Origin of the sequence: Streptomyces sp. NBC_01320 (genome assembly GCF_035974375.1) — a bacterium.
GTDB lineage: Bacteria > Actinomycetota > Actinomycetes > Streptomycetales > Streptomycetaceae > Streptomyces > Streptomyces yanii.
Genome location: NZ_CP108390.1, coordinates 1396552 through 1417571, shown reverse-complemented (window position 1 = coordinate 1417571; position 21020 = coordinate 1396552). Strand labels below are relative to the sequence as shown.

Annotated in this window: 18 protein-coding genes and 6 pseudogenes; 16 read left to right on the top strand and 8 right to left on the bottom strand. The window is 68.5% G+C overall.

Features of this window, described 5'->3' with window-relative positions; all coding sequences use genetic code 11:
* Positions 1-10 precede the first annotated feature (10 nt).
* The 10 genes from OG395_RS06925 (at position 11) to OG395_RS06880 (ending at position 9135) form a co-directional block, all read left to right on the top strand.
* Positions 11-184: a ferredoxin gene (locus OG395_RS06925; protein ID WP_327242092.1), complete on the top strand. Its 174-nt coding sequence runs from the start codon at positions 11-13 to the stop codon at positions 182-184.
* Positions 185-254: 70 nt separating this feature from the next.
* Entirely contained in the window at positions 255-1277 is a 1023-nt protein-coding gene (locus tag OG395_RS06920; protein ID WP_327242091.1) for a dihydrodipicolinate synthase family protein, read from the top strand.
* Complete coding sequence (locus tag OG395_RS06915) at positions 1274-2266, top strand: hypothetical protein (protein ID WP_327242090.1); 993 nt, start codon at positions 1274-1276, stop codon at positions 2264-2266. Before OG395_RS06920 ends, OG395_RS06915 begins: the two co-directional genes overlap by 4 nt.
* A complete protein-coding gene (locus OG395_RS06910) occupies positions 2266-3738 on the top strand; it encodes an NAD-dependent succinate-semialdehyde dehydrogenase (RefSeq protein WP_327242089.1) in 1473 nt (490 codons plus the stop codon). Before OG395_RS06915 ends, OG395_RS06910 begins: the two co-directional genes overlap by 1 nt.
* Before the next feature lie 10 nt (positions 3739-3748).
* Positions 3749-4666 (top strand): VOC family protein, encoded by a 918-nt coding sequence (locus OG395_RS06905; RefSeq protein WP_327242088.1) that lies wholly within the window; start codon positions 3749-3751, stop codon positions 4664-4666.
* Between the two features lie 39 nt (positions 4667-4705).
* A complete protein-coding gene (locus tag OG395_RS06900; RefSeq protein WP_327242087.1) occupies positions 4706-5491 on the top strand; it encodes an SDR family oxidoreductase in 786 nt (261 codons plus the stop codon).
* Between the two features lie 44 nt (positions 5492-5535).
* Positions 5536-6819, top strand: coding sequence for an aromatic ring-hydroxylating oxygenase subunit alpha (locus tag OG395_RS06895; RefSeq protein WP_327242086.1), 1284 nt, complete (start codon positions 5536-5538; stop codon positions 6817-6819).
* Positions 6816-7355, top strand: a complete 540-nt coding sequence (locus OG395_RS06890) for an aromatic-ring-hydroxylating dioxygenase subunit beta (protein WP_327242085.1) — start codon at positions 6816-6818, stop codon at positions 7353-7355. The genes OG395_RS06895 and OG395_RS06890 overlap by 4 nt, the downstream gene beginning before the upstream one ends.
* A complete protein-coding gene (locus OG395_RS06885; RefSeq protein ID WP_327242084.1) occupies positions 7355-7594 on the top strand; it encodes a hypothetical protein in 240 nt (79 codons plus the stop codon). The genes OG395_RS06890 and OG395_RS06885 overlap by 1 nt, the downstream gene beginning before the upstream one ends.
* A gap of 272 nt (positions 7595-7866) precedes the next feature.
* On the top strand, positions 7867-9135 hold the full coding sequence (locus tag OG395_RS06880; RefSeq protein ID WP_327249263.1) for an IS256 family transposase: 1269 nt from the start codon (positions 7867-7869) through the stop codon (positions 9133-9135).
* Positions 9136-9548: 413 nt separating this feature from the next.
* Here the strand turns inward: OG395_RS06880 and OG395_RS06875 are convergent.
* Positions 9549-10308, bottom strand: a pseudogene (locus OG395_RS06875) (IS6 family transposase).
* 73 nt (positions 10309-10381) lie between these two features.
* Between OG395_RS06875 and OG395_RS06870 the strand changes: the two are divergent.
* Complete coding sequence (locus OG395_RS06870; protein ID WP_327242083.1) at positions 10382-10768, top strand: Imm32 family immunity protein; 387 nt, start codon at positions 10382-10384, stop codon at positions 10766-10768.
* Positions 10769-10792: 24 nt separating this feature from the next.
* Here the strand turns inward: OG395_RS06870 and OG395_RS06865 are convergent.
* Together OG395_RS06865 and OG395_RS06860 are read right to left on the bottom strand one after the other, a co-directional pair.
* A pseudogene (locus OG395_RS06865) lies at positions 10793-10921 on the bottom strand (IS982 family transposase); the annotation flags it as partial.
* A gap of 46 nt (positions 10922-10967) precedes the next feature.
* Complete coding sequence (locus OG395_RS06860) at positions 10968-11402, bottom strand: hypothetical protein (protein ID WP_327242082.1); 435 nt, start codon at positions 11400-11402, stop codon at positions 10968-10970.
* Positions 11403-12017: 615 nt separating this feature from the next.
* Here OG395_RS06860 and OG395_RS06855 point away from each other — a divergent pair.
* From OG395_RS06855 to OG395_RS06840, 4 genes and pseudogenes are all read left to right on the top strand, one after another.
* Positions 12018-12248 (top strand): annotated as a pseudogene (locus OG395_RS06855) (IS6 family transposase); the annotation flags it as partial.
* Between the two features lie 226 nt (positions 12249-12474).
* Positions 12475-13671 carry an IS110 family transposase gene (locus OG395_RS06850; RefSeq protein WP_327242081.1) on the top strand — a complete coding sequence of 399 codons (1197 nt, stop codon included), beginning with the start codon at positions 12475-12477 and terminating at the stop codon, positions 13669-13671.
* A gap of 16 nt (positions 13672-13687) precedes the next feature.
* A pseudogene (locus tag OG395_RS58135) lies at positions 13688-13903 on the top strand (DDE-type integrase/transposase/recombinase); the annotation flags it as partial.
* Positions 13904-14342: 439 nt separating this feature from the next.
* Positions 14343-14804, top strand: coding sequence for a GNAT family N-acetyltransferase (locus OG395_RS06840; RefSeq protein ID WP_327242080.1), 462 nt, complete (start codon positions 14343-14345; stop codon positions 14802-14804).
* Positions 14805-14823: 19 nt separating this feature from the next.
* On the opposite strand, the pseudogene OG395_RS06835 reads toward OG395_RS06840, so the two are convergent.
* Positions 14824-14970: pseudogene (locus OG395_RS06835) on the bottom strand (IS630 family transposase); the annotation flags it as partial.
* A 292-nt stretch (positions 14971-15262) separates the two neighbouring features.
* On the bottom strand, positions 15263-16942 hold the full coding sequence (locus tag OG395_RS06830; protein WP_327242079.1) for a carboxylesterase/lipase family protein: 1680 nt from the start codon (positions 16940-16942) through the stop codon (positions 15263-15265).
* Between the two features lie 209 nt (positions 16943-17151).
* Between OG395_RS06830 and OG395_RS06825 the strand changes: the two genes are divergently transcribed.
* Entirely contained in the window at positions 17152-18117 is a 966-nt protein-coding gene (locus tag OG395_RS06825; RefSeq protein WP_442818521.1) for a helix-turn-helix domain-containing protein, read from the top strand.
* Positions 18118-18200: 83 nt separating this feature from the next.
* On the opposite strand, the gene OG395_RS06820 is transcribed toward OG395_RS06825, so the two are convergent.
* The 3 genes and pseudogenes from OG395_RS06820 to OG395_RS06810 form a co-directional block, all read right to left on the bottom strand.
* A complete protein-coding gene (locus tag OG395_RS06820; protein WP_327242077.1) occupies positions 18201-19286 on the bottom strand; it encodes an integrase core domain-containing protein in 1086 nt (361 codons plus the stop codon).
* Between the two features lie 227 nt (positions 19287-19513).
* Positions 19514-19861 (bottom strand): annotated as a pseudogene (locus OG395_RS06815) (transposase); the annotation flags it as partial.
* Between the two features lie 122 nt (positions 19862-19983).
* Positions 19984-20874, bottom strand: a complete 891-nt coding sequence (locus OG395_RS06810) for an NAD(P)H-binding protein (RefSeq protein ID WP_327242076.1) — start codon at positions 20872-20874, stop codon at positions 19984-19986.
* Between the last annotated feature and the right edge of the window lie 146 nt (positions 20875-21020).

Here is a 21020-nt window from a genome sequence, read left to right as displayed (position 1 = left end):
CCGTGTTGACATGAGCAGATGTCAGGCCTACGGCACCTGTGCTGACGAGGCGCCGGCCGTGTTCACCCTCGACGAGTGGGGCTATGCGCAGGCAGGGGACGGCGAGGTGCCCTCGGAGCAGGAAGCGGCTGTGCGGCGTGCCGCTGCGGCCTGCCCCGCGCGCGCGATCGCCCTCCAGGAGTAGGCCGCGAGCCGGACAGCGCCGGCCTCCCGCTGACGAAGAGACCTTGCGACGGAGGAGAGAACACAACGTCATGGCCAAGTTCGAAGCCGGCAGCGCCCGCTCCTGGGCGATGGAGAGACTCCGGGGCGTCAGCGGCTGCGTCATGCCCTCGTTCACCCCGGACCAGACAGCCCTGAACGAGGAGGCGATCCGACACGACATCCGACGCGAACGCGAGCTGGGTTTCACCGGCTTCCTGATCGTCGGCGAATGCGGCACCACGGCTAAGGAGTTCGAGCGTTTCGTCGAGATCGCCGTGGACGAGGCCGGGGACGACATGGTGACCATCGTGCAAGCCGCGGCGGGCACCCTCGCGCAGAACGTGGCACTGACCGCGATGGCCGCCGGCAAGGGCGTGGACCTGGTCATGCCCTCCTACCCGATCGGCTTCTACCCTCAAGACCCCGCCGAGATTGTGGAGTACACCCGCGCGGTTGCCCAGGCGAGCGGCATGGGCGTGATCGTCTTCGCGATGAACCTGTGGAACTTCACCCGGCTCCACCCCAGCGGTTTCGCACCCGCGTGGCTGGAGGAGATCGTCGACACGATTCCCAACGTGGTGGCCATCAAGAACGAGATCGGCGACCCCGGCGTCGCTGGCCTGGCCGAGGTCTTCCGGCGCTTCAGCGACCGGGTGCTGGTGTCCGACCCGCTGGAGATGAACGCCCCGGCCTGGGCGAGCACCTTCGGCATGCCGTGGATGGGAACGTCCAACTACGAGTACTTCGGCGACGTCGTGCCCCGCATCCACGCGCTGGCGCAGGACAAGGGCAGGGCGGACGAGGCCATGGCACTGTACTGGTCGGTGCACCCGGCACGCGCCGCATCCAGCGGCCTGATGAAGGAGTCCAACGCCGGTACCTCCTTCGTGCACCGGCTGCTGTGGAAGTACCAGGGCTGGCTGCAGGGATTCAACGGCGGCCCCGTGCGCAGCCCCCACAGCCGGCTGCACGACCGGCAGATACAGCACCTGCGCTCCGCCGCGCTCGCCTCGGGCATGGACGTCACCGACGACCCCGACGCCCTCTTCTTCACCGGGCGGGTGGCGACATGACCCTCGGACCCGCCGACCCGCACCCCCTGCACGTCGACTCCGCAGCCATCGCGGAGCACATCACCTGGGACATCGCGCGCACCGCCGCGCGGGAGGCAGCCCTGGCCCGTGCGAGGGGGCAAGCCACCACCCGGCGGCTCACCCTGCCCTACGCAGGCGGCTGGATGCGCCTGATGGCAGCGGAGGTCTCCGCCCTGGGGATCTTCGGCTACAAGGAGTTCCACCTCGCCGCGGACAACTCGGTCCGGTACTGCGTGCACGTCTTCGACTCCGCGAGCGGTCGCCCCCTGGGCATGGTCGACGCAGCCCGGGTCACCACCCTGCGCACGGCGGCGACCGCCGCTGTCGCGGTCGGCCATCTCATGGACACCAGCACACCGACCAGGCTCGCCGTCGTCGGGTCCGGCGCCGAAGCCCTGGCCGGCGTGGAGGCCCTGCACGGGGTGCTCACACTCGACGACGTCCGGGTCACCAGCAGGAGGGAGGCCAACCGGACCGCGTTCGTCCGCCAGGTCGCGCAGCGCACCGGGCTCACCGCGACCGGGCACGCCGCGCCGGCCGCGGCACTCGAGGGCGCCGACCTCCTCTATGCGGCAACCAATTCCGGCGGCCGGGTGGTGCTGCGCGGCGCGGACGTCACGAACATCCCAGTGATCGCCTCGATCGGCTCGACGCTGCCCGGCCAGCGAGAGCTCGGTGGCGAGATCCTCGCCGGCGCAGCCCGCGTCCTGGTGGACACCCCCGATGCCCTCCACGAGTCCGGGGACGCCCTGGAAGCCCGCGACTCGGGCCTGGCCCCCGAGCGGGTCGAGCTGCTCGGCACGGCCCTGCAACAGGAACGAGGAGAGGTCGAAGCGATGACCGTGTATAAGTCGATCGGATCCCCAGAGCAGGACCTCGTGCTCGCCGCGGCAATCCTGGACGCCGCAGCCACCTGCGGTTTCGGCCGCCGGATCGCCCCGCTGTCCGCACCGAAGGTGAACCTGTGATGCCCACGCGGACCGCAGGAGCCAAGCGGCTGGGCGCTGCCCTGGTGCCCGTCGACGCCTATGTCGACGGCACCTGGGTGCGCGGCCAGGACGGCCTGCGCGAGGTGGTGAACCCGGCCGACGGCAGCGTGCTCGCCGAGGTGTCGCTCTCGAGCATCGAACAGTGCCTGGCCGCGGTCGCCGCCGCGTCCCGGGCACAGGAGGCCTGGGCCGCGACCTCGCCACGGCAGCGGGCGCAGATCCTGCTGCGCGCCTTCGAACTGATGACCCGTGACGAGGCGGAACTCGCCAGGATCATCACGTTGGAGAACGGCAAGGTGACCGGTGACGCGCGCGCGGAGGTCGCGTACGCGGCCGAGTTCTTCCGCTGGTTCGCCGAGGAATCCGTCCGAGTACCGGGCGACCTGCGCCGCTCCCCAGCCGGACACAACTGGATCATGGTGTCGCACGAGCCGGTCGGAGTGGCCCTGCTCGTCACACCCTGGAACTTCCCGGCCGCGATGGCCACCCGCAAGATCGCCCCGGCCCTCGCGGCAGGCTGCAGCGTCGTGCTCAAGCCCGCGATCCAGACACCGCTGGCCGCGCTGTTCATCGCCAGGCTGCTGGAAGAGGCGGGCGTACCGGCCGGTGTCGTCAACGTGGTACTGCCCGACCCACCGGGACCGGCGGTGAACGCCATGCTTGCCGACACCCAGGTGCGGGCCCTGTCGTTCACCGGCTCCACCCAGGTCGGCCAGGTACTGCTGCGTCAATCGGCAGGCAACATCGCCAAGAACTCGATGGAACTCGGCGGGAACGCCCCGTTCATCGTGCTCGACGACGCCGACCTGGACGACGCGGTCGAAGGATTCCTGCTGGCCAAGCTGCGCAACGGCGGCGCCGCATGCACCGCGGCCAACCGGATCTTCGTGCAGCGCCCGATCCACGAGGAGTTCCTGGCACGGATCACCCAGCGCATGGCGGGCCTCAGGATGGGCCCCGGCATCGACCCGGTCAGTGAGATCGGCGCCATGGTCTCGCAGACGGAACGAGACCGGGTCGCGACACTGGTCCGCCGCGCGGTGCGCGACGGTGCCCGGCTTGTGCTCGGAGGCTCCGTACCCGAACGCAGCGGCTTCTTCTTCCCGCCCACCGTCCTGGACGACGTCTCGCCCACCAGCGAGATCATGCAGACCGAGATCTTCGGCCCGGTGGCCCCGATCGCAGCCTTCGACCAGGCGGACGAGGCGATCGCCTGGGCGAACGCCACCGACGCCGGACTCGTGTCCTATGTGTACACCCGGGACCTGGAGCGCGGCCTGTCGGTCAGCAGGCGGCTGGCCTGCGGCATGGTCGGGCTCAACCGCGGCCTGGTCTCCGATCCCGCCGCACCGTTCGGCGGGAGCAAGCACAGCGGCCTGGGACGCGAGGGCTCCCACGACGGAATGCTCGAGTTCATGGAGACCAAGTACGTCGCCACCCCCTACGTCTGAGGAGACACCCATGGCGATCACCCACGTCCGCAGTGTCGGACTCGGCGTACCGGACCTGGCCCGAGCCCGGGAGTTCTACGCCTCCTGCTGGGCACTGGAGGAGGTCGAGCAGGACACCGACCGGCTCTACCTGGGCGCAGGCTGCCCCGACAGTCACGTGCTACGACTGCGCCAAGCCGACGCTCCGCAGGTCGACGTGGTGAGCCTGGCCGTGGCAACCCCGGCCCAGGCGGACACCTACGCCGAACGCGTCGCCGCCCACCCCCAGTCGAAGCTGATCTCCGAGCCCGGAGTGCGCCAGGATCTGGGCGGCGGCTACGGCTTCCAGTTCTTCGACTGCGACGGACGCGTCGTCGAGATCGCCGCACAGGTCGCTCTGCGTCCCTTCCGCGAAGTGGCGGCCGGCGAACGGCGCCCGCGCGGGATCAGCCACGTCGTGTTCAACACCCAGGACCTGACCCGGACCCATCTGTTCTACGAGCAGGCGCTGGGATTCAAGGTGTCTGACTGGGTCGAGGACTTCTTCTGCTTCATGCGCGCCGGCCGCACGCACCACCTGCTCGCGTTCGCCAAGTCCGCCCGCACCTCGCTCAACCACATCTCGTTCGAGGTACGCGGTCTGGACGAGTTCATGCGGGCGACCGGGTCGATGATGCGTCTGGGGCACGCACCGCTGTGGGGCCCCGGGCGGCACGGCGCGGGAGACAACACGTTCTCCTACTTCCAGGACCCGGGCACCGGCTTCGTCATGGAGTACACCACCGCCCTGCAGACGATCGACGACGAGCACGGCTGGGTTCCCAAGGTCTACACGACCAGTCCCGAGGACACCGACCAGTGGGGAACGTCCAATCCCTTCGACGAAGTGATCCTCGGCGAGATGCACCGGCCCACCGACCCGGGCCTGTGGACCGCCTGCCCGGTCTAGGACACGCGAGGACAGCGCAAGAGAGGCGGTGCACGGCTCATGGGTTCCACGGCACACAACCGCGGAGTACTGGTGACGGGGGGATGCTCGGGGATCGGCCGCGCGGTGGTGGAGGCCCACTGCGCCGCCGGGGACCAGGTGGTGGTGCTCGACCGGGAGCCACCCACGAGGGCACTGCCGCCCGGCGCGGATCTCGTCCTGGGCGACGTCACCTCTGCCGAGGACAACGCCGCTGCCGTGTGTGCCCTGCTCACCACCGCGGGCCGCATCGACCACTTCGTCGGCAACGCCGGCATCCACGACGGCGGCTTCGCCGTCGCCGACACCACACCCCAGGATCTGGGGCGCATCATGCGGCGGGTGCTCGACGTCGACGTCGTGGGCTACGCGCTCGGCGCACGGGCCTGCCTGGACCAGCTGGTGGAGACCAGAGGCTGCATGACCTTCACCCTTTCCGACGCCTCCTTCATGGTCGCCGGCAACGGCGCCGGACTCGCCTACTCCACGGCCAAGCACGCGGCACTCGGGCTGGTCCGGCACCTCGCCGCCGAGTTGGCCCCGCGGGTGCGGGTCAACGCGATCGCCCCCGGCGGTGTCCTCACCGCACTGCGGGCCGGCGCGGCCGACGGCAGCGAACAGGCGCTGTTCACCGACCCCGACGCACTCCTGACCGCGGTGCGGGACCTCAACCCGCTGCGCATCGTGCTGTCCGCCGAGCAGCTCGCCCCGCTGTACCTGTTCCTCGCCTCGCCCGAGGCCGCCGGGATGACCGGCGAAGTCCTGCGCCCCGACGGCGGACTCTCCCTGCGCGCAGGCACCCGATGACCCCCCTTCCCCCGCACCGCACGCCAGCAGCGAGGAGACACCGGATGGCAACCATCGACGGCCCCACCCAGATCCCGCGCACGTACTACCGCGACGGGCACGTGCTCGAAGAGGAGCTGCACCGCGTCTTCGGGGCAAACTGGATCTTCGTCGGCCACGAGTCCGAGGTGCCGGCGCCCGGCGACTACGTGACCCGGCGCCTCGGCGGTGACCCGGTGATCCTCTCCCGTACCCAGGACAACGGGGTCCAGGTGATGCTGAACTCCTGCACCCATCGAGGCACCCAGGTGTGCAAGGCCTCCTACGGCAACACCACGACCTTCCGCTGCGGCTACCACGGCTGGGTCTTCGGCAACGACGGCGCGCTCAAAGGCGTCCCGGGGCGCCGCGCCCTGTACGGCCCCGACTTCGACCTGTCCAGACGTGGACTGCGCCGCGCGCGCGTCCAGACGCTGCACGGCTTCGTCTTCGCGACCTGGCGCCACGACGGGCCCACACTGCAGGAATACCTCGGCGACTTCCGGTGGTACCTCGACGCGCTGTTCGACTTCTTCCCCGGCGGGATGGAAGTGCACGCAGGCATGCACCGCGTGGATGTCCGCGGGAACTGGAAGATCCACGCAGAGAACTTCTCGGGCGACGGGTACCACCTGCGGGTCGCGCACCGCACCATGTTCGAACTCGGCGTGATGGGCGCGCAGGCCGGCGCCGTCGAAGGGTTCGCGGTCAACGAGCCGCACGGACATGCGCTGCGCAGCCAGTATCTGATCGACCCGCAGGTCCCGGATACCGTCTTCGGCTACGAGGAGGACCTGCTCGGCCCGGCACTGAAGCAGGCCGACCCGCAGCACCGCAGATTCCGTGAGCGCGCCTCGGTCATCCATGGCCTGGTGTTCCCCAACCTGCTGTTCATCACCACGGCGCCGGTGTCCTACGGTGAGGACGCCCAGGGACAGACCGCATTCACCCAGATCCGGGCGCTCACACCGATCGACCAGCACACGCACGAGGTCGCGTACTGGAACCTCGTCCCCCGCCACGCCTCGGACGACTGGAAGACACGCTCGTACCTGTTCGCGACCAGGCAGCATGGCGCCTCCTCCTTCTTCGAGGCCGACGACCTGGAGAACTTCCGCCGGATCGACGCGGCACTCGGTACGGTCGCCGGGGCACAGGCGCCCTACACCTACGAACTCGGCGTCGGGGTGAGCACGCAGTACACACCGCCCTGGCAGGGCCCGGGCCGGATCGTGCCCCAGGACTTCACCGAATCGAACCAGCGGAACTTCGTGAGCCGGTACCTGGACCTGATGGAGGGCACCCGATGAGCAGCACTGCGGCCGAACGGCACCCAGGCATCGAACAGAACCGGCGGATCGAGCAGTTCCTCATCGAGGAGGCAGCCCACCTCGACGCCGGCCGCTACGACGACTGGCTGACCCTGCTGGACGAGGACTTCCTCTACCGGGTTCCCGTGCCGCTGTCCCGGGAGGATCCCGCACTGGGCCGATACGACGAGACACTGGAGTTCGCCAACGAGTCCAAGAGCTTTCTGGCCATGCGGTTCGGTCGCGTCGCCTCGGACCACGCCTGGGCCGAACGCCCCACCGCCTCCATCCGCCACTTCGTGACGAACTTCCGCATCCAGGCCGCCGAGCCGACCCCTGGATCGGACAACCCGAGGTGGACGGTGCACACGAACGTCCTCGTCGTCCGCGCACGGCTCCCCGAGCCCCCGGTGCTGGCCTCGGCGGAGCGACGGGACGTCATCGAGCTGATCCAGGGGTCGCTGCGGCTGGTCCGCAGGGACGTCTTCCTTGACGCCGAGGTGCCCACCGACGGCCAGCTCGCAGTGATCTTCTGATGGCCAGCACACCAGAGGCCGCACGGGGCCGCATCCACGTCCGCAACGAGTTCGCCGCGGTAGACCTGCAGGTCATCCCCTACGGTCGAGGATCGCGGCTGCACATCGACGCAGGACGCACCCAGACCACCGGCGCCATCGACGCGACCGTGCTCGAGGCGCTCACGCTCCTCACGGAGAGCGAACTGATGCAGATCGTCGCCACAGCCACTGACCCCGGACGCCCGGAGATTCGTTGAACAGGGCAGTGCGCTTCCTGTAGAGCGTCCGCGATCCCCTCCCGCAGCCCATGGCCTGCCCGAAGTCCCCCGAAGCCGACCGGGACCATGAGGGCAGCGGCCCGGATGCACATCCGGGCCTCTGCGCCGCGGGGGAGTGTCATGAATCAGGTGTGGGCCCTCCACGAAGGAGTCACCTGATGAGTACGAGTGCTGGTCACCTGATCGAGTCTGCTGGGGGCGTGTCGCTTGCCGAGGCTGGTGAGAGCGCCCAGGGTGCCGACGTGAAGTCGATGCCGGTATCCGTGAACGGTCTGTCCGCTGAGTTGCTGGAGGAGCTGGCCGCGCTCGCGGTGGAGCGGACCGCCGAGGGCGGGCTGCGGCTGATGGGCGAGGGCGGGATCCTGCCCGAGCTGGCCCAGCACCTGATGCAGGCCGCGCTGGAGGCCGAGATGGACCAGCATCTGGCCGCCGAGGCCGGACAGGTCGGCGGGCGTGGGTCACGCTCGGGCGGCAACACCCGCAACGGCTACCGGGCGAAGAAGGTCATAACGGAAGTCGGCCCGGTCACCGTGCAAGTCCCCAGAGACCGGCTGGGCACCTTCAGCCCGAGGCTGCTGCCGAAGTACGCGCGGCGGACCGGCGCGCTGGACGAGATGGTCCTCTCGCTGACCGCGAAGGGCCTCACGTCTGGGGAGATCGTTGCGCATCTCGCCGAGGTGTACGGGATGACGACGACGAAGGAGACCGTCTCCACCATCACCGACAAGGCCCTGGAATCGATGGCGGAATGGCGCACGCGTCCCCTCGATCCGGTCTACCCGGTCGTCTTCATCGATGCCATCCACGTCAAGATCCGCGACGGGCACGTCGCCAACCGCCCGATCTACGTGGCCATCGCGGTCACCGCCGACGGCTACCGCGAGATCCTCGGATTGTGGGCCGGCGACGGCGGCGAGGGCTCCAAGTACTGGACCACCGTCCTGACCGAGATCAAGAACAGAGGCGTCCGCGACGTGCTGATGCTGGTCTGCGACGGCCTGTCCGCCCTGCCCGACGCGGTCAACACCGTCTGGCCGCAGACCGTGGTGCAGACCTGTGTGGTCCACCTCATCCGCAACAGTCTGCGCTATGCATCGCGCCGCGACTGGGCCGATGTCGCCCGCGACCTCAAGCCCATCTACACCGCCGTGAACGAGGACCAAGCCCGCACCCGGCTGGAGGAGTTCGCCGAGAAGTGGGCCAAGCGGTATCCCTCGATCTCCCAGTCGTGGGAGCGGGCCTGGAGCGAGTTCGTGCCCTTCCTCGGCCTCCCCGACGCGATCCGTCAGGTCGTCTACACCACGAACGCGATCGAGTCGTTGAACGCCCGCTACCGGCGCGCGGCCCAGGCCTGCGGACACTTCCCCAACGAGACCGCCGCCCTCAAGCGCCTCTACCTGGCCACCCTCGCCCTGGACCCCACCGGCCGCGGCCGCCAGCGCTGGAACAACCGCTGGAAGACCGCCCTGAACGAGTTCGACGTCCTCTTCGACGGCCGCCTTACCGCCACACGAGCGTAGGCCGATCAGTCCACCGAAGAACCTGTAGGCCAAACAGACGAACTACACCTGATTCCTGATAGACCCCGCCGCGGTCCGGGAGGGGAGTGTGTCCGTGTCGCGGGAGTTCGGGCCGCCAGGGCGGGGTCCGACCCCCACTGCGCCGGTCTCGCGGTTCATGGGGGCCGGAGCTTGGTGTGCGGGTGTGTGACTCTGGGCGCGCCGCGCGTGGTGGGGGAGCGGCGCACCGGCGACACGCGGTTCCCGGGTGGGGATGCCTGCGTGTTGGGGGCTGTTCAGTGTGTGATGACGGGCAGGCCCAGCAGGGGCGCCAGGAGGGCGGGGCATCTCCTGGGCGGGCGTTGTCACGTTGATGGCGCGGTGACCGGTCGATGGAACTTCGGGGCGTGCTGAGGTGTGGTTTCGGTGCCCGTTTAAGCCGCGGTAGTCAGGCCGATGTTCTCGGTGACGTGGTCCCAGAGGGTGAAGCGGATGGTCATTTCGAAGCGGTGTTCGGCGGCGGTGCGGAGATGTCGCCGGGTGCGGAAGTGGGGGTGAGATGCCGCTGAACGCGGACAGGAACCGCTGCGCTCCACCGACGGAGCGGAAGCCCTTCATCGCGCGTTCGCGTTGCCTCGTCGGCTGGTGGGAGTTCTCGGTCCGGTTGTTTAGTCCCTTGTGGGAGCGGTGCTCCACCGAGGGCATGATTTCGCGGTGGGCCGCGCCGTAGGAACGCAGCTTGTCGGTGACGATCACCCTCGGCACCGCCCGGGTCTTCTTCATCAGACGGCGGAAGAACCGCCTGGCCGCGGCCTTGTCGCGGCGGTTCTGGACGAGGATGTCGAGGACGTTGCCGTCCTGGTCGACGGCCCGCCACAGGCACTTCTGCACCCCGTTGATCTTGATGAAGACCTCGTCCAGATGCCACTTGTCGCCGGGCCGTGGCTGTCGGCGGCGCAGTCCGGCGGCGTAGGCCTGTCCGAACTTCAGACACCCCCGCCGCACCGTCTCGTAGGAGACGATGACGCCGCGCTGGAGCATCAGCTCTTCGACCTCGCGGTAGGACAGAGGGAAGCGGGCGTACCGCCACACGCAGTGCGAGATCACCTCGACCGGGTACCGGTGACCCCTGTACGACGGCAGCACAGACGACACCAGCGATCCCCTCCCCAGCGTGATCAACACGAAGATCATCCCACCCAGTCAGCCAACGTGACAGTGCCCTCCAACGGCATCATGGAGGTCCGACGCTGAAGGAGTGCCGCCCGTGCGACTGGTTTCCGATCCCGTGTTCGGCGAAGTGGATCTCACCGCTTCAGCGGAGGAACTGGCCGACTTGGCATACGCAGTGGCCGAGGGCGACGGGTTCATCGGCTCCACATCATCACTGGACGGAGACACCTTGGCAGGTATCGAAGCCAGGAAGGCTTCCGGCACCGGGGTTCGGATCGAACTCGACGCCTCGCGGCAGGTCCTGGTGATCAGTGGCGATCCCGGTGCCAGGGCGATCTTGGCAGACAACCTGAAGCCCATGGCTACCGCCGAGGGCGGCGGTCACCTCCACATCGACTACTTCCCCGAGCACCCCTACCTCGTTGAAGGGTCTGTGCCGATCGTGGTCAACAGCCCCCACGGAGGTATGCCGACCCGATGAGTGGCGGGACGGCCGCAGTCGCGATCAGTGGTCGTACGCGACGAGCGAGCGGGTGACCGGCGCGCCGACCTTGTTGTTGTGCCAGATCCCGGCCGCCATCGCCAGAACACGCTGGGCAACCCGGACGGCGACGCCCTCGCTGGCCCGGGAGCCGGCTGTCATCGCAAGTTCTGCGGCCGCGTTCATACGAACTGCCCGTTCAGGGGCGGGTGATCCGGCGCGCGCGGATGCTGGTGTGGAGAGCCCAGGCCGTCAGGAGTACACAGGCGACGACGGCCGCGATCCGTACGGCGGTCCAGGTGCCGGTGGCGACGGCTCCGTCGAGTTCGGGGTTCCCGGGCAGGCGCAGGTTCATATCGACGATCGCGATCAATGGAACCATCAGACGGAAAGCGAGTCCGCGCAGATGCGGCTGGCGCGCCAGGGTTCCGGCCCACCCCAGCAGCGGGCCGAAGATGCAGGCCGCCACCCACCACGCCATCGCGTTCCCGATGAAGCCGGCCCAGTCGATGGGCAACGACTCCATCTGCTGGTTCCCTGCCGCCATGTCGAAGACCCGGAACTCGCCCTGCCCCATCTTCACCAGGTAGTACGCAGCCACCGCCACCACCAGCGAGGCCGGTGCCAACCACACCGCCCGCTTCCATGACCGGCACACCAACCCGATCGCGAACGCGAAAGCCGCCCAGGACCACCCCGCGCTCGCCACCAAGTGCACAACATGCCCCGCCGCTCCGCCGACAGCCTCCCTCCCGCCATCCGACCTCTGCCGCGTCAACACCGGGCCCAAAGCCCCCAGAACAGCCCCCGCCACCAGAGCGACGGGAACCACCACACGCACACGTGCCCAAGTCATATCCATAGCCGAAGATCATCAGCCAGCCCGCCCCGGACCACCACCCTTTTCCAACCCCACATCTGCAGTCCTCGCCTTCACATCCACACGTAACCGCACATCCCCCGCTCGCGACAGCGAACAGAACCCCGCTCTCACACCCCACCACCGTGACAGCGGCCCACAGGCCAAGCCCCCTCTCGCCAGCACAACAGGCCAGAGCCCAGCTGACACTCCACCCCCGGCGTCACTGCTCCGGTCTGCGGGCGGGCACTGCGTGATGCCCGGGAGGCCCTGCTGGAGCAGCGTGCGACCTGGATGTCAGCCAGGTGAGAGAGTCGCCGCGGGCACTGTCACGTTGGCTGACTGGGTGGGATGATCTTCGTGTTGATCACGCTGGGGAGGGGATCGCTGGTGTCGTCTGTGCTGCCGTCGTACAGGGGTCACCGGTACCCGGTCGAGGTGATCTCGCACTGCGTGTGGCGGTACGCCCGCTTCCCTCTGTCCTACCGCGAGGTCGAAGAGCTGATGCTCCAGCGCGGCGTCATCGTCTCCTACGAGACGGTGCGGCGGGGGTGTCTGAAGTTCGGACAGGCCTACGCCGCCGGACTGCGCCGCCGACAGCCACGGCCCGGCGACAAGTGGCTCTACCTTCTTGAACGGGTTGATCCTCCCGTTCGTAGGGTGAGGACACCCAGGGGAGCTGGGTGTGGCTGACAAGTGGCTGCCGTTCGTGGCTTCAGGTGCTTGGCCGCCTGGCTCCCCACGACGACTCGGCCGCCGATTGGGAAGTGCGAACAAGTCGCTGTGTAGAGCAATGCCGGCGAGGTCGTCCGTGGTACGCAAGGCAAGTACGACCGAATGGAGCACGATGAGCCGGATATGGGCGGGGACCGACTGCGGCAAGACCCACCACCACTGCCTGGTCCTGGACAGCGAGGGCGACACGCTGCTGTCGCGTCGGGTGGCCAACGACGAGCCGGAACTGCTGAAGCTGATCGGTGACGTCCTGGACCTCGCCGACGGCGGCAAGACGACCTGGGCGCTGGACATGACCGGCGGCGAGCCCGGCCTGCTGATCGCCCTGCTGGTCAACCATGGCCAGGAGCTCGTCTACATCCCCGGTATCGCGGTCAACCGGGCCACCGACAGCTACCGAGGCCAGGGCAAGACGGACGCCCGTGACGCCCGCGTGATCGCCGACCAGGCACGGATGCGCCGCGACCTGCAGCCGATCCGCCCCAGCGACGAAGCCACACTCGAGCTGCGGCTGCTGACCGACCACCGCGTCGATCTGGTCGCCGACCGCACCCGCACCACCAACCGGCTGGGGGCCCTGCTGAACAGCATGTTCCCGGCCCTGGAACGGGCCCTCGACCTCGGTAACATCGGCCCGATGGTGCTGCTGACCGGTTACCAGACACCGGCAGCGATCCGCCGCGTGGGCAGCCGGCGGCTGACCGCTTGGCTGCGCAACCGCAAGGTCTGCAACGCTGCTTCCCTCGCCGAGAAGGTGGTTGAAGCCGCCGAGCGCCAGCACACCGCCGTCGTGGGTGAGAAGGCCATCGCGACGATGGTGCACACCCTCGCCAAGGAGGTGATGACCCTCAACGAGAAGATCACCGAGACCGACAAACTCATCGAGGGCCGGTTTCGCGAACACGAACTGGCCGACGTGATCCAGTCCATGCCCGGCATCGGCACGATCCTCGGTGCCGAGTTCCTCGTTGCCGTCGGCGGCAGCCTGGACGCCTTCCCCACGGCCGACCGGCTCGCGGCCTTCGCCGGAACGGCCCCCGCCCCACGCGACTCCGGCCAGGTCAGCGGTAACGACCACCGACCGACGAGATACCACCGTCGTCTGCAGCGCGTCTTCTACATCTCCGCGCTGGTCAGCGTCCAACGAGACCCCAACTCACGGAAGTTTTACGACCGCAAGCGCGCCGAGGGGAAACGCCACGTCCAGGCCGTCCTCGCGCTCGCACGCCGTCGCGTCAACGTCCTGTGGGCCCTGATTCGTGACCGACGGTGCTACCAGGTCACACCCCCAGTGACAGCGGCGGCTTGACATCAGCATTGGGAAGCATCTGGACGAGGTCTTCATCAAGATCAACGGGGTGCAGAAGTGCCTGTGGCGAGCCGTCGACCAGGACGGCAACATCCTCGTCCAGAACCGCCGCGACAAGGCCGCGGCCAGGCGGTTCTTCCGCCGTGAGGGCCTGCTTCGCAGTTGGCAGCAGGTGGGTGAGGAGCGTCGGGACATGATCATGTATTCGATGCTGGGGATTGATCTGTTCTGACTGGCCGCTGGCTGACTTCGGCGGCGTAGGTGGCACAGTCGCCCGCGGAGAGACGTTGCCAGGCGACGGCGACGTCGGTGTGGATGCCCAGGGTGCGGGCGAGGATCGCGGCGGGGATCTCGGTGGCGAGCTGGAAGAGCGCGGTGCTGCGGGCCTCATTGGGCCAGATGCCGAGCTGGTTCAGGCGCTGTGTCAGCTGTGTGGTGCTGATCGGCCGTCCGGGCTGGCCGCCGGCGAAGAGCCAGGGGGATGGGGCCAGGGCCCCGATGGTGGCGTGGCCCTTGCGGTTTGCAGCGACCGCGCGGGCTAGTGCTCTGACCGCATAGGTTCACCGGGATGTCTGGGCGGGTGACAACCGGCTGTGTCAGTGATCGTTTGATGGGCAGCGACCTCGAAATCCGGATGCGTCAGGATCACTCATCTGCGATAGTCGCGCCCTGTGAACAGTGCTGAGCTTGTATTTCGGCGTGCGGATGACTCTGATGCGGCCGACATAGCCGACGTGTGGTTGCGTTCCTTCACCGCTGCCCTGCCGAATGTGCGCCGCGCGCACGGCGACGACGAGGTACGGGACTGGTTTTCCTACGTGGTCGTGCCGCAGCAGGAGATCTGGGTAGCCATCGCCGAGGGCTCCGTAATCGGGCTCCTGGTACTCGATGACGAGGAACTCGAACAGTTCTACCTCGACCCGTCGTGGCGCGGCCGGGGTGTAGGCGACCGCTTCATGACCTTGGCCAAGCAGCAGCGGCCCGGCGGACTGGGACTGTGGACGTTCCAGGTCAACGGACCAGCCAGACGGTTCTACGAGCGGCACGGCTTTATTGCAGTTGAGCACACCGACGGACTGCGCAATGAGGAACGTGAGCCGGACGTCCGCTACACCTGGCAGCCTCACGAGTAGGACCCGCTGAGAGGACCGATCACGCGGCCGCCGGCAGGGGGCGTCCGCCCCAGCGGATGCCCTTCTCGCTGCGGATGCGGGCACGTTCACGCCTCTGGGCAGACAGAACGTCGGGGTGGCGGGTGTTGGTGTTGCGCCAGCGCAGATAGGCGTGCGGGGCCCTCGACGTGGTGGCGGTGCGGACACGGCCAGTGGGAAGACCTGCCCGCCGCGCTGGCCAACCCCAACGACGTCGACGCCTGGCACGCGCGCGACGGAGAGCGCCGACTGCGCCAGGAAGAACGGCGCCACAGGGAGCGTGAGGAAGCGCGTCAGACGGCTGCCTGGGGCCAGCAGGCGCCAGCACCGGCCTGTGCCGGGGACGAGCGCCTGGACCCGGTGCAGTCGGCCGGTCCGGTGGCTGACGAGACTGATCAGCTTCTGCGCCGGGGCCGTCCTGGTCCTGTACGCGCGGAGGGTCACTGCGGCAGGCGGTCCCAGAACGAGCAGTGGTGTGCGGAATACGCATCGACGGGGTGGATTCCGCCTGGTCCGGGAGCCAACGACTGCACCGACTGCGCGAGAGGTGACGAAGGGCGGAGGACAGGCCAGAGCGGGGCGTCGGGGGTGTTCGGGTTGCCGGTGTGCGCGAAGTTCGTCCAGTAGTCGACCATCCGGTCCGACAGGGCGCGCTGGGCTTCGGTCAGTGGTCGCTCGGTGGGGAAGGAGGAGAACAGGAACGGCATCTCGAAGCCGTGCGCCGCCCCGTAGGGGAAGCCCGGGTTCGCTGGCAGACCGGTGAGGACAGGAGCGTCCGGATCGCTGAACTCGTAGCCGTAGAGGGGGAGGCCGGGGGCATGAGCGGCGATAGCCCGGCCGGCTGCCAGTGTGGTGCACGTGAGGGATCGATCGGTCAGCACCGCGGCCCAGGCCAGTGCGGGCGTGGGGTGGTGTGCTGCCGGATACTGTGCCTCGACGGCTGGGGCTGCAAGCCCGAAGGCGTCCACCACACGGGCGCGATAGTCGTTTTCGGTGCGGATCGGGAACGCGGCGAGCGACAGGCCGACGAACATCCGCATCTCGTCGTGGTTGGTGCCCTGAATGATCGGCACGCGGTGGAAGCGTCCCGACGCCAACGCCTGGTCCGGCGCCACGGGCAGCAGCGTATTGCCGAAGGCGGGCCGGTTGAAGGACTGCATCAGCTGCGCGGTGGCGAGGCGATCCGTGCTCTGCCCGCGCAGGCACGCCAGCACCTCATCTCCACCGCCCGCTGTGCAGCCCAGTTGCCGGGCGGCTTCTGCACCGGCCGTTTGGACATCGCCCTGTGAGGCGAACGGCTCGTACGCCGGTATTCCGGGCCCGAGAGCGCCGCGTGGGAAGGACATGAGGCAGGAACCGCTCTGGAGCACGGCCCGCTGGAAGAGTCCGACGGCCGTCGGCGAGGTGAGGTGTGCACAGATGCTGAGGGCGCCTGCGGACTCACCGAACAGCGTGACACTGCCCGGATCACCGCCGAAGCGCTCCGCGTTCGCCCGCACCCAGCGCAGGGCGGCCTGCTGGTCCGCCAGGCCGAACGGTGGGGCGGAGCCCAACCCGGCGTGGCCGAAGTAACCGAAAATACCCAACCGGTAGTTGACCGTGACGACGACCGTGTCACCCCGGACCGCCAGTTGTTCGGTGCTGTAGTCACTGCCAGAACCGCCCAGGAACGCACCGCCGTGCATCCACACCAGCACGGGCCGCTTCTGCCCGGCAGGCTTTGGCGTCGGCATCGTGACATTGAGGTAGAGGCAGTCCTCCGACCCAAGGACCGCGCCCGCACCTGGTGTCGGCATCTGCACACAGCGTTGAGCCGCCGCCGTTGCATCCCGGACACCATGCCACGTGGCGGCGGGCACCGGTGCGCGCCAGCGCAGCGGTCCGGTCGGCGGCGCAGCATAGGGAACGCCGCCGAAGGTAGTGTACGAGCCGTTTGACACGCCGCGTATCAGGCCGTGGTCGGTCCGTACGACGGTACCGCTTTGTCTTGCGGAGTGCGGGGAACGGGGGTGTGCGCCGGTCGCCGGTACGGCGGTGGCTGCGAGTAGTGCCACCGCGCAGAGCAAGGGGAAGAGCACCGCACGGAGCCTGTCTCTTCGGCATGGACGCGGTGCTGTCATGGTCGGGGACATACGTACCCACCGTTCTTGGTCGGACGGGATCGGACGAGGCCGGTCAGGCCGGTACTAAGCCCGAGCGGTGGGGAACGGTACGGACTGACGCGGTCAGTGCTCAGTACGCTAGGACCTCCCGCGCGCTGGAGGTTCAAGAGCCTGTGACGCAAGACACGTGGAGCATCGGTGAACTCGCTGCCGGAACGGGGGTCTCGGTGAAGACCCTCCGCTACTACTCCGACAGCGGTCTGCTGCCTGTGGCTGGCCGTAGCGCCGGTGGTCATCGACGCTACGGTCCTGAGGCGTGGGAGCGGATCCGTCTCATCAGGCGTTTACGGGCGCTGGACACTCCGATCGCGACCATCACGCAGGTGGTCACCGGTGAGTGCTCCTTCGGCGAACTGGTGGCAACCGAGCTCGAAGTGGTGCAGGAACGACTAACCGAACTGCGGTGGCGCCAGGCCACACTCCAGTCTCTGGACGACTGCCCGAGCGAGGACCGGCTCCGACGTCTGGAGATCCTCTCTCGCGTGCAGCGGCTCCCGCAGGCGCATCGCACTCTCACCGATCACTGGTATCGCGAGCTGTCCGCGGCCATGCCCAAGCGCCGGCTCGACATCATGATCGCCATGCTGTCACCCGACCCGCCGCAGGACCCCGATCCCGCTACGGTACTGGCCTACGCCGAGCTTCATCTGCTCGTCTCCACACCCAGTTTCACCCGCTGGACCCAGGACCACGACGAAGAGATGAGGGACGCCCCGGCCTTCTACGGGGAGATCGACGATGCTGCCGTTCTGACGGCCGCCGCTTTGGCCCAGGGTCTGCCGCCCAGCGCCGGGGATGCGGTGAACGCTTTCGTATCCGCCCACGCACGAGCCCGGCGGGAGTTGGACACCCCCGCCTTCCGCGAATACCTGCATGGGCTGGTGTCGAGGTCATCCGGCTTCGACCCCCGCCTGGAACGCTATTGGGCCCTGGTCGGCACCGTCACCGGCGGGCGCGTGCTGAATATGACGGTGGCTCATAGATGGCTTACCGACGGACTGTCGATCTCGATAGCCGACAGTGCACCTTCGACTTCGAGGGGCCCGACCTCTAAGAAAGCTGCGACCAGGCACGGAAGCTGGGGTGCCGGTAAGGACCCTGTCAGTGCGCCACGAGGCGCTGGTGCGCCGTGAGGCGCGGTGAATCGAAGGAGGTGCAAGACCTGTCCCGCTCGAAAATACGATTCGGCGCTGTGAGCTGCGGTGGTGTCGTTTGGTCAGGCGGCGCGGTGATACTGGTTGATCAATCCTTTGAGGATGGGTTGTCGCCGGATCCGGTGGGCCTGGAGGTCGGTGATGGCGGCCGGGTTGGACGGTTGGTCGCTGTCCGGGGGTAGCTGCTGGCGGGATTGGTGGGGACGGTGTCCGTTGTAGTGCTGGATGTACTCGGTCAGCGCTTTCACCGTGTGGGTCTCGTTGTAGATGAGCATGCGGTCGAGGAGCTCGCGGCGGAGGGTGCCCACGACTCGCTCGCAGATCGCGTTCGCTTTGGGTGCCCGTGGTGGGCTGAGCAGAATCTCCACGCCGTCGGCCTCGAGGACGGCGTCGAAGGCACGGGTGTACTTGCTGTCCCGGTCCCGGAGGAGGAATCGCAGCGAGTCGATGCGGCGGTCCGGGATCACGGCGGGGTTCCTGGCCTGCTGGGCGGTCCATTGCGCGGTGGGATGGGCGGTGACGCCGGCGAGGTGGAGGCGCCGGGTGCCGTGCTCGATGACGACCAGGGCGTAGAGGCGCTTGAGTGACACGGTGTCGAGGTGGAGGAAGCCGGCGGCGATGATGCCGTGGGCCTGGTCGGTGAGGAACTGGCGCCAGGTCGGCCCGGAGCGCTGCGGGGCGGGGTCGATGCCGGCGGCATGCAGGATCTCCCGGACTGTGGACGGGGCGATCGCGTAGCCCAGGCGGGCGAGTTCGCCCTGAATCCGGCGGTGGCCCCAGGTGCGGTTCTCGCGGGCCAGGCGCAGAATGAGTTGCTTGACGGCGGGCTCGGTGGAGGGTCGGCCGGGGCGGCGGCGTTGGGTGAACGCCCACTTGCGGGCGAGGAGTTGACGGTGCCAGGCCAGCAGTGTGGTGGGGGTGACCGCGAAGACCTGGCGCCAACGTTCGCGCGGGATCAGCCGGGAGAATGCGGCGAGCCAGATCCGGTCGGCGGGCTCGTAGCAGACCCGGGCGATCTGCCGGCGCAGCACCGCGTTCTCATGCCGGAGCGCGAGAACTTCCGCATCCTTGGCCATACGGCTGCGCAGTACGGCAGCGGGCACGGTGATCAGATTCCGGACGAGCGTGGCGACGACCGACAGCGACATCCGCAGATCGTCGCAGGCCAGTCGAGGCCTTGTCGCCAGGATCAGCAAACGTGCAGGCCACAGCCGCTAAATCGTATTTCCGAGCGGGACAGGTGCGCTTCATGGCGGCCGTCACCTCGCCCCGGCTGTCGCGGCGGGCTGGGAGGAGCGGCGTTCCAGTTCGCCGTACCAGGCGGTGAGGGCCTGGCCGAGGGGACCGTCAATCCGGTCAGCCGCCCGCCACGCCAGCGGACTGCCGCCAGAGCCTTGTCTCCCGCCGTGGCGAGGGTGTCTATGAGACGGGAGACGGTCGGATCGGATGCCACCGGCCCGAACACGCCCGGTTCGGCCCGCACAATTCCCACGTCAGCAAGGCAGTCTCCGCCGAGTGCGACCGCGAGTGCCACATCCAGCAGGACTTTACCCGGATCGTGCACCGCACGGGGCTTGCGCCACGGCGACAGCGCCGCCGATATCGCCTGGTCCAGCCCGGTCTTGCGGACCGTGTCGACCAGCAGCACGGCTCCCGCCTGCGAGACCACGGCCCCGCCGGCCTCGACGCGGACACGCGGGTAGGACCCGATACGCTTCTTCACCTGGGAAGTGCCTCCGATGGCGGCGGGAACAAAGACCTCAGCAATCCTCATTCTCACTGGTCAGAGGCACCTTCTGCTTTCTTGATCAGTGGCCGGACAGCCCGCTTCGTCAAAGCGCGAGATTAGCGGGTACCGCGCGCTGTCTTCGGCGCGGGCCACCAGGCTGCGTCCGAGATCGGGGTCGCCGGTGAGCCGGTGAGCCGGGGGACGACGTCGGTGACCAGGGAAATCTCGCCCCTCTCGATCGCCTGGTACCACGAGATCCAGGTCTCGATCTGTTCCCCGCTCATGCCCAGTCGCCATCGCCGTGTGAAGGCGTCCTCAAGGGTCTCGGGTTCGAAACGGTAGGGCCGGCCGGTGGCTGCGGCGATCCTGGTGACCGCATCGTCGAGGGTCAGGGCCTCGGGCCCGGTGATCTCAAGGGTCGCGCCGTCGTGCTCGGATCGGGGACCCTCGTCGAGGGCGACGGCTGTGATCACGTCGGCGATGTCCTCGTGGGTGACGAACGCGGCCCGGCCGGTGCTCGCGGGGCCGCTCACGACGAACTCCTCATTGGCGAGGGCGGCCGGCGTCGAGGTGTAGAAGCCCGCCCGGAGCACTGTGTGGCGGATCCCGGCCCCTGCCAGGAACTGTTCGGTCAGCCACTGGTCGCGGGCGTTGGTGTAGGTGGCGGCGGGCGCTGCGCCGACGAGGGACACGTACAGGACCCGGTTCACGCCGACCGCGATCGCGGCTTCGACCGCGGTGGCGTGTTCCTCCAGCCGGCGCCCCGTGCGGTGTCCGGAGACCAGGATGAGGGTCGACGCGCCCTCGAGCGCCTTGCGCATGGCGGAGGCATCGGCGTAGGCGGCCGGGCCTCGTCGCTGGGCGCCTGGCAGTTCGGGCATGCGGTCGGGGCTGCGTCCGACGAGGAGTTGGGGGACGCCATGGCCGGCGAGTCGGGCCGCGATCCGGCTGCCCAGCGCCCCGGTCACCCCGGTGACTGCCACCGTGGCATGGTTCTTCTCAGACATGGGTTTCCCTCCGTCCGGGGCCGCTGTCGATCGCGGAACCCCTGTCTCCGATTCGGTAAGCGAACGGTCTCAACCTCAAGGCATGGACTCCCGCTTCAGTGCGGTGGCCCTGATCGGCACAGCGAGTGGTGGCCGTGAGGTGCCAC

What these genes read in the sequence shown, in the direction of transcription:
- OG395_RS06920 (WP_327242091.1), top strand. Translation starts at nt 255, where the DNA reads ATGGCCAAGTTCGAAGCCGGCAGCGCCCGCTCCTGGGCGATGGAGAGA.
- OG395_RS06880 (WP_327249263.1), top strand. Translation starts at nt 7,867, where the DNA reads ATGCCGGTATCCGTGAACGGTCTGTCCGCTGAGTTGCTGGAGGAGCTG.
- OG395_RS06850 (WP_327242081.1), top strand. Translation starts at nt 12,475, where the DNA reads ATGAGCCGGATATGGGCGGGGACCGACTGCGGCAAGACCCACCACCAC.
- OG395_RS06890 (WP_327242085.1), top strand. Translation starts at nt 6,816, where the DNA reads ATGAGCAGCACTGCGGCCGAACGGCACCCAGGCATCGAACAGAACCGG.
- OG395_RS06810 (WP_327242076.1), bottom strand. Translation starts at nt 20,874, where the DNA reads ATGTCTGAGAAGAACCATGCCACGGTGGCAGTCACCGGGGTGACCGGG.
- OG395_RS06895 (WP_327242086.1), top strand. Translation starts at nt 5,536, where the DNA reads ATGGCAACCATCGACGGCCCCACCCAGATCCCGCGCACGTACTACCGC.
- OG395_RS06915 (WP_327242090.1), top strand. Translation starts at nt 1,274, where the DNA reads ATGACCCTCGGACCCGCCGACCCGCACCCCCTGCACGTCGACTCCGCA.
- OG395_RS06820 (WP_327242077.1), bottom strand. Translation starts at nt 19,286, where the DNA reads ATGTCGCTGTCGGTCGTCGCCACGCTCGTCCGGAATCTGATCACCGTG.
- OG395_RS06905 (WP_327242088.1), top strand. Translation starts at nt 3,749, where the DNA reads ATGGCGATCACCCACGTCCGCAGTGTCGGACTCGGCGTACCGGACCTG.
- OG395_RS06900 (WP_327242087.1), top strand. Translation starts at nt 4,706, where the DNA reads ATGGGTTCCACGGCACACAACCGCGGAGTACTGGTGACGGGGGGATGC.
- OG395_RS06925 (WP_327242092.1), top strand. Translation starts at nt 11, where the DNA reads ATGAGCAGATGTCAGGCCTACGGCACCTGTGCTGACGAGGCGCCGGCC.
- OG395_RS06885 (WP_327242084.1), top strand. Translation starts at nt 7,355, where the DNA reads ATGGCCAGCACACCAGAGGCCGCACGGGGCCGCATCCACGTCCGCAAC.
- OG395_RS06830 (WP_327242079.1), bottom strand. Translation starts at nt 16,942, where the DNA reads ATGACAGCACCGCGTCCATGCCGAAGAGACAGGCTCCGTGCGGTGCTC.
- OG395_RS06910 (WP_327242089.1), top strand. Translation starts at nt 2,266, where the DNA reads ATGCCCACGCGGACCGCAGGAGCCAAGCGGCTGGGCGCTGCCCTGGTG.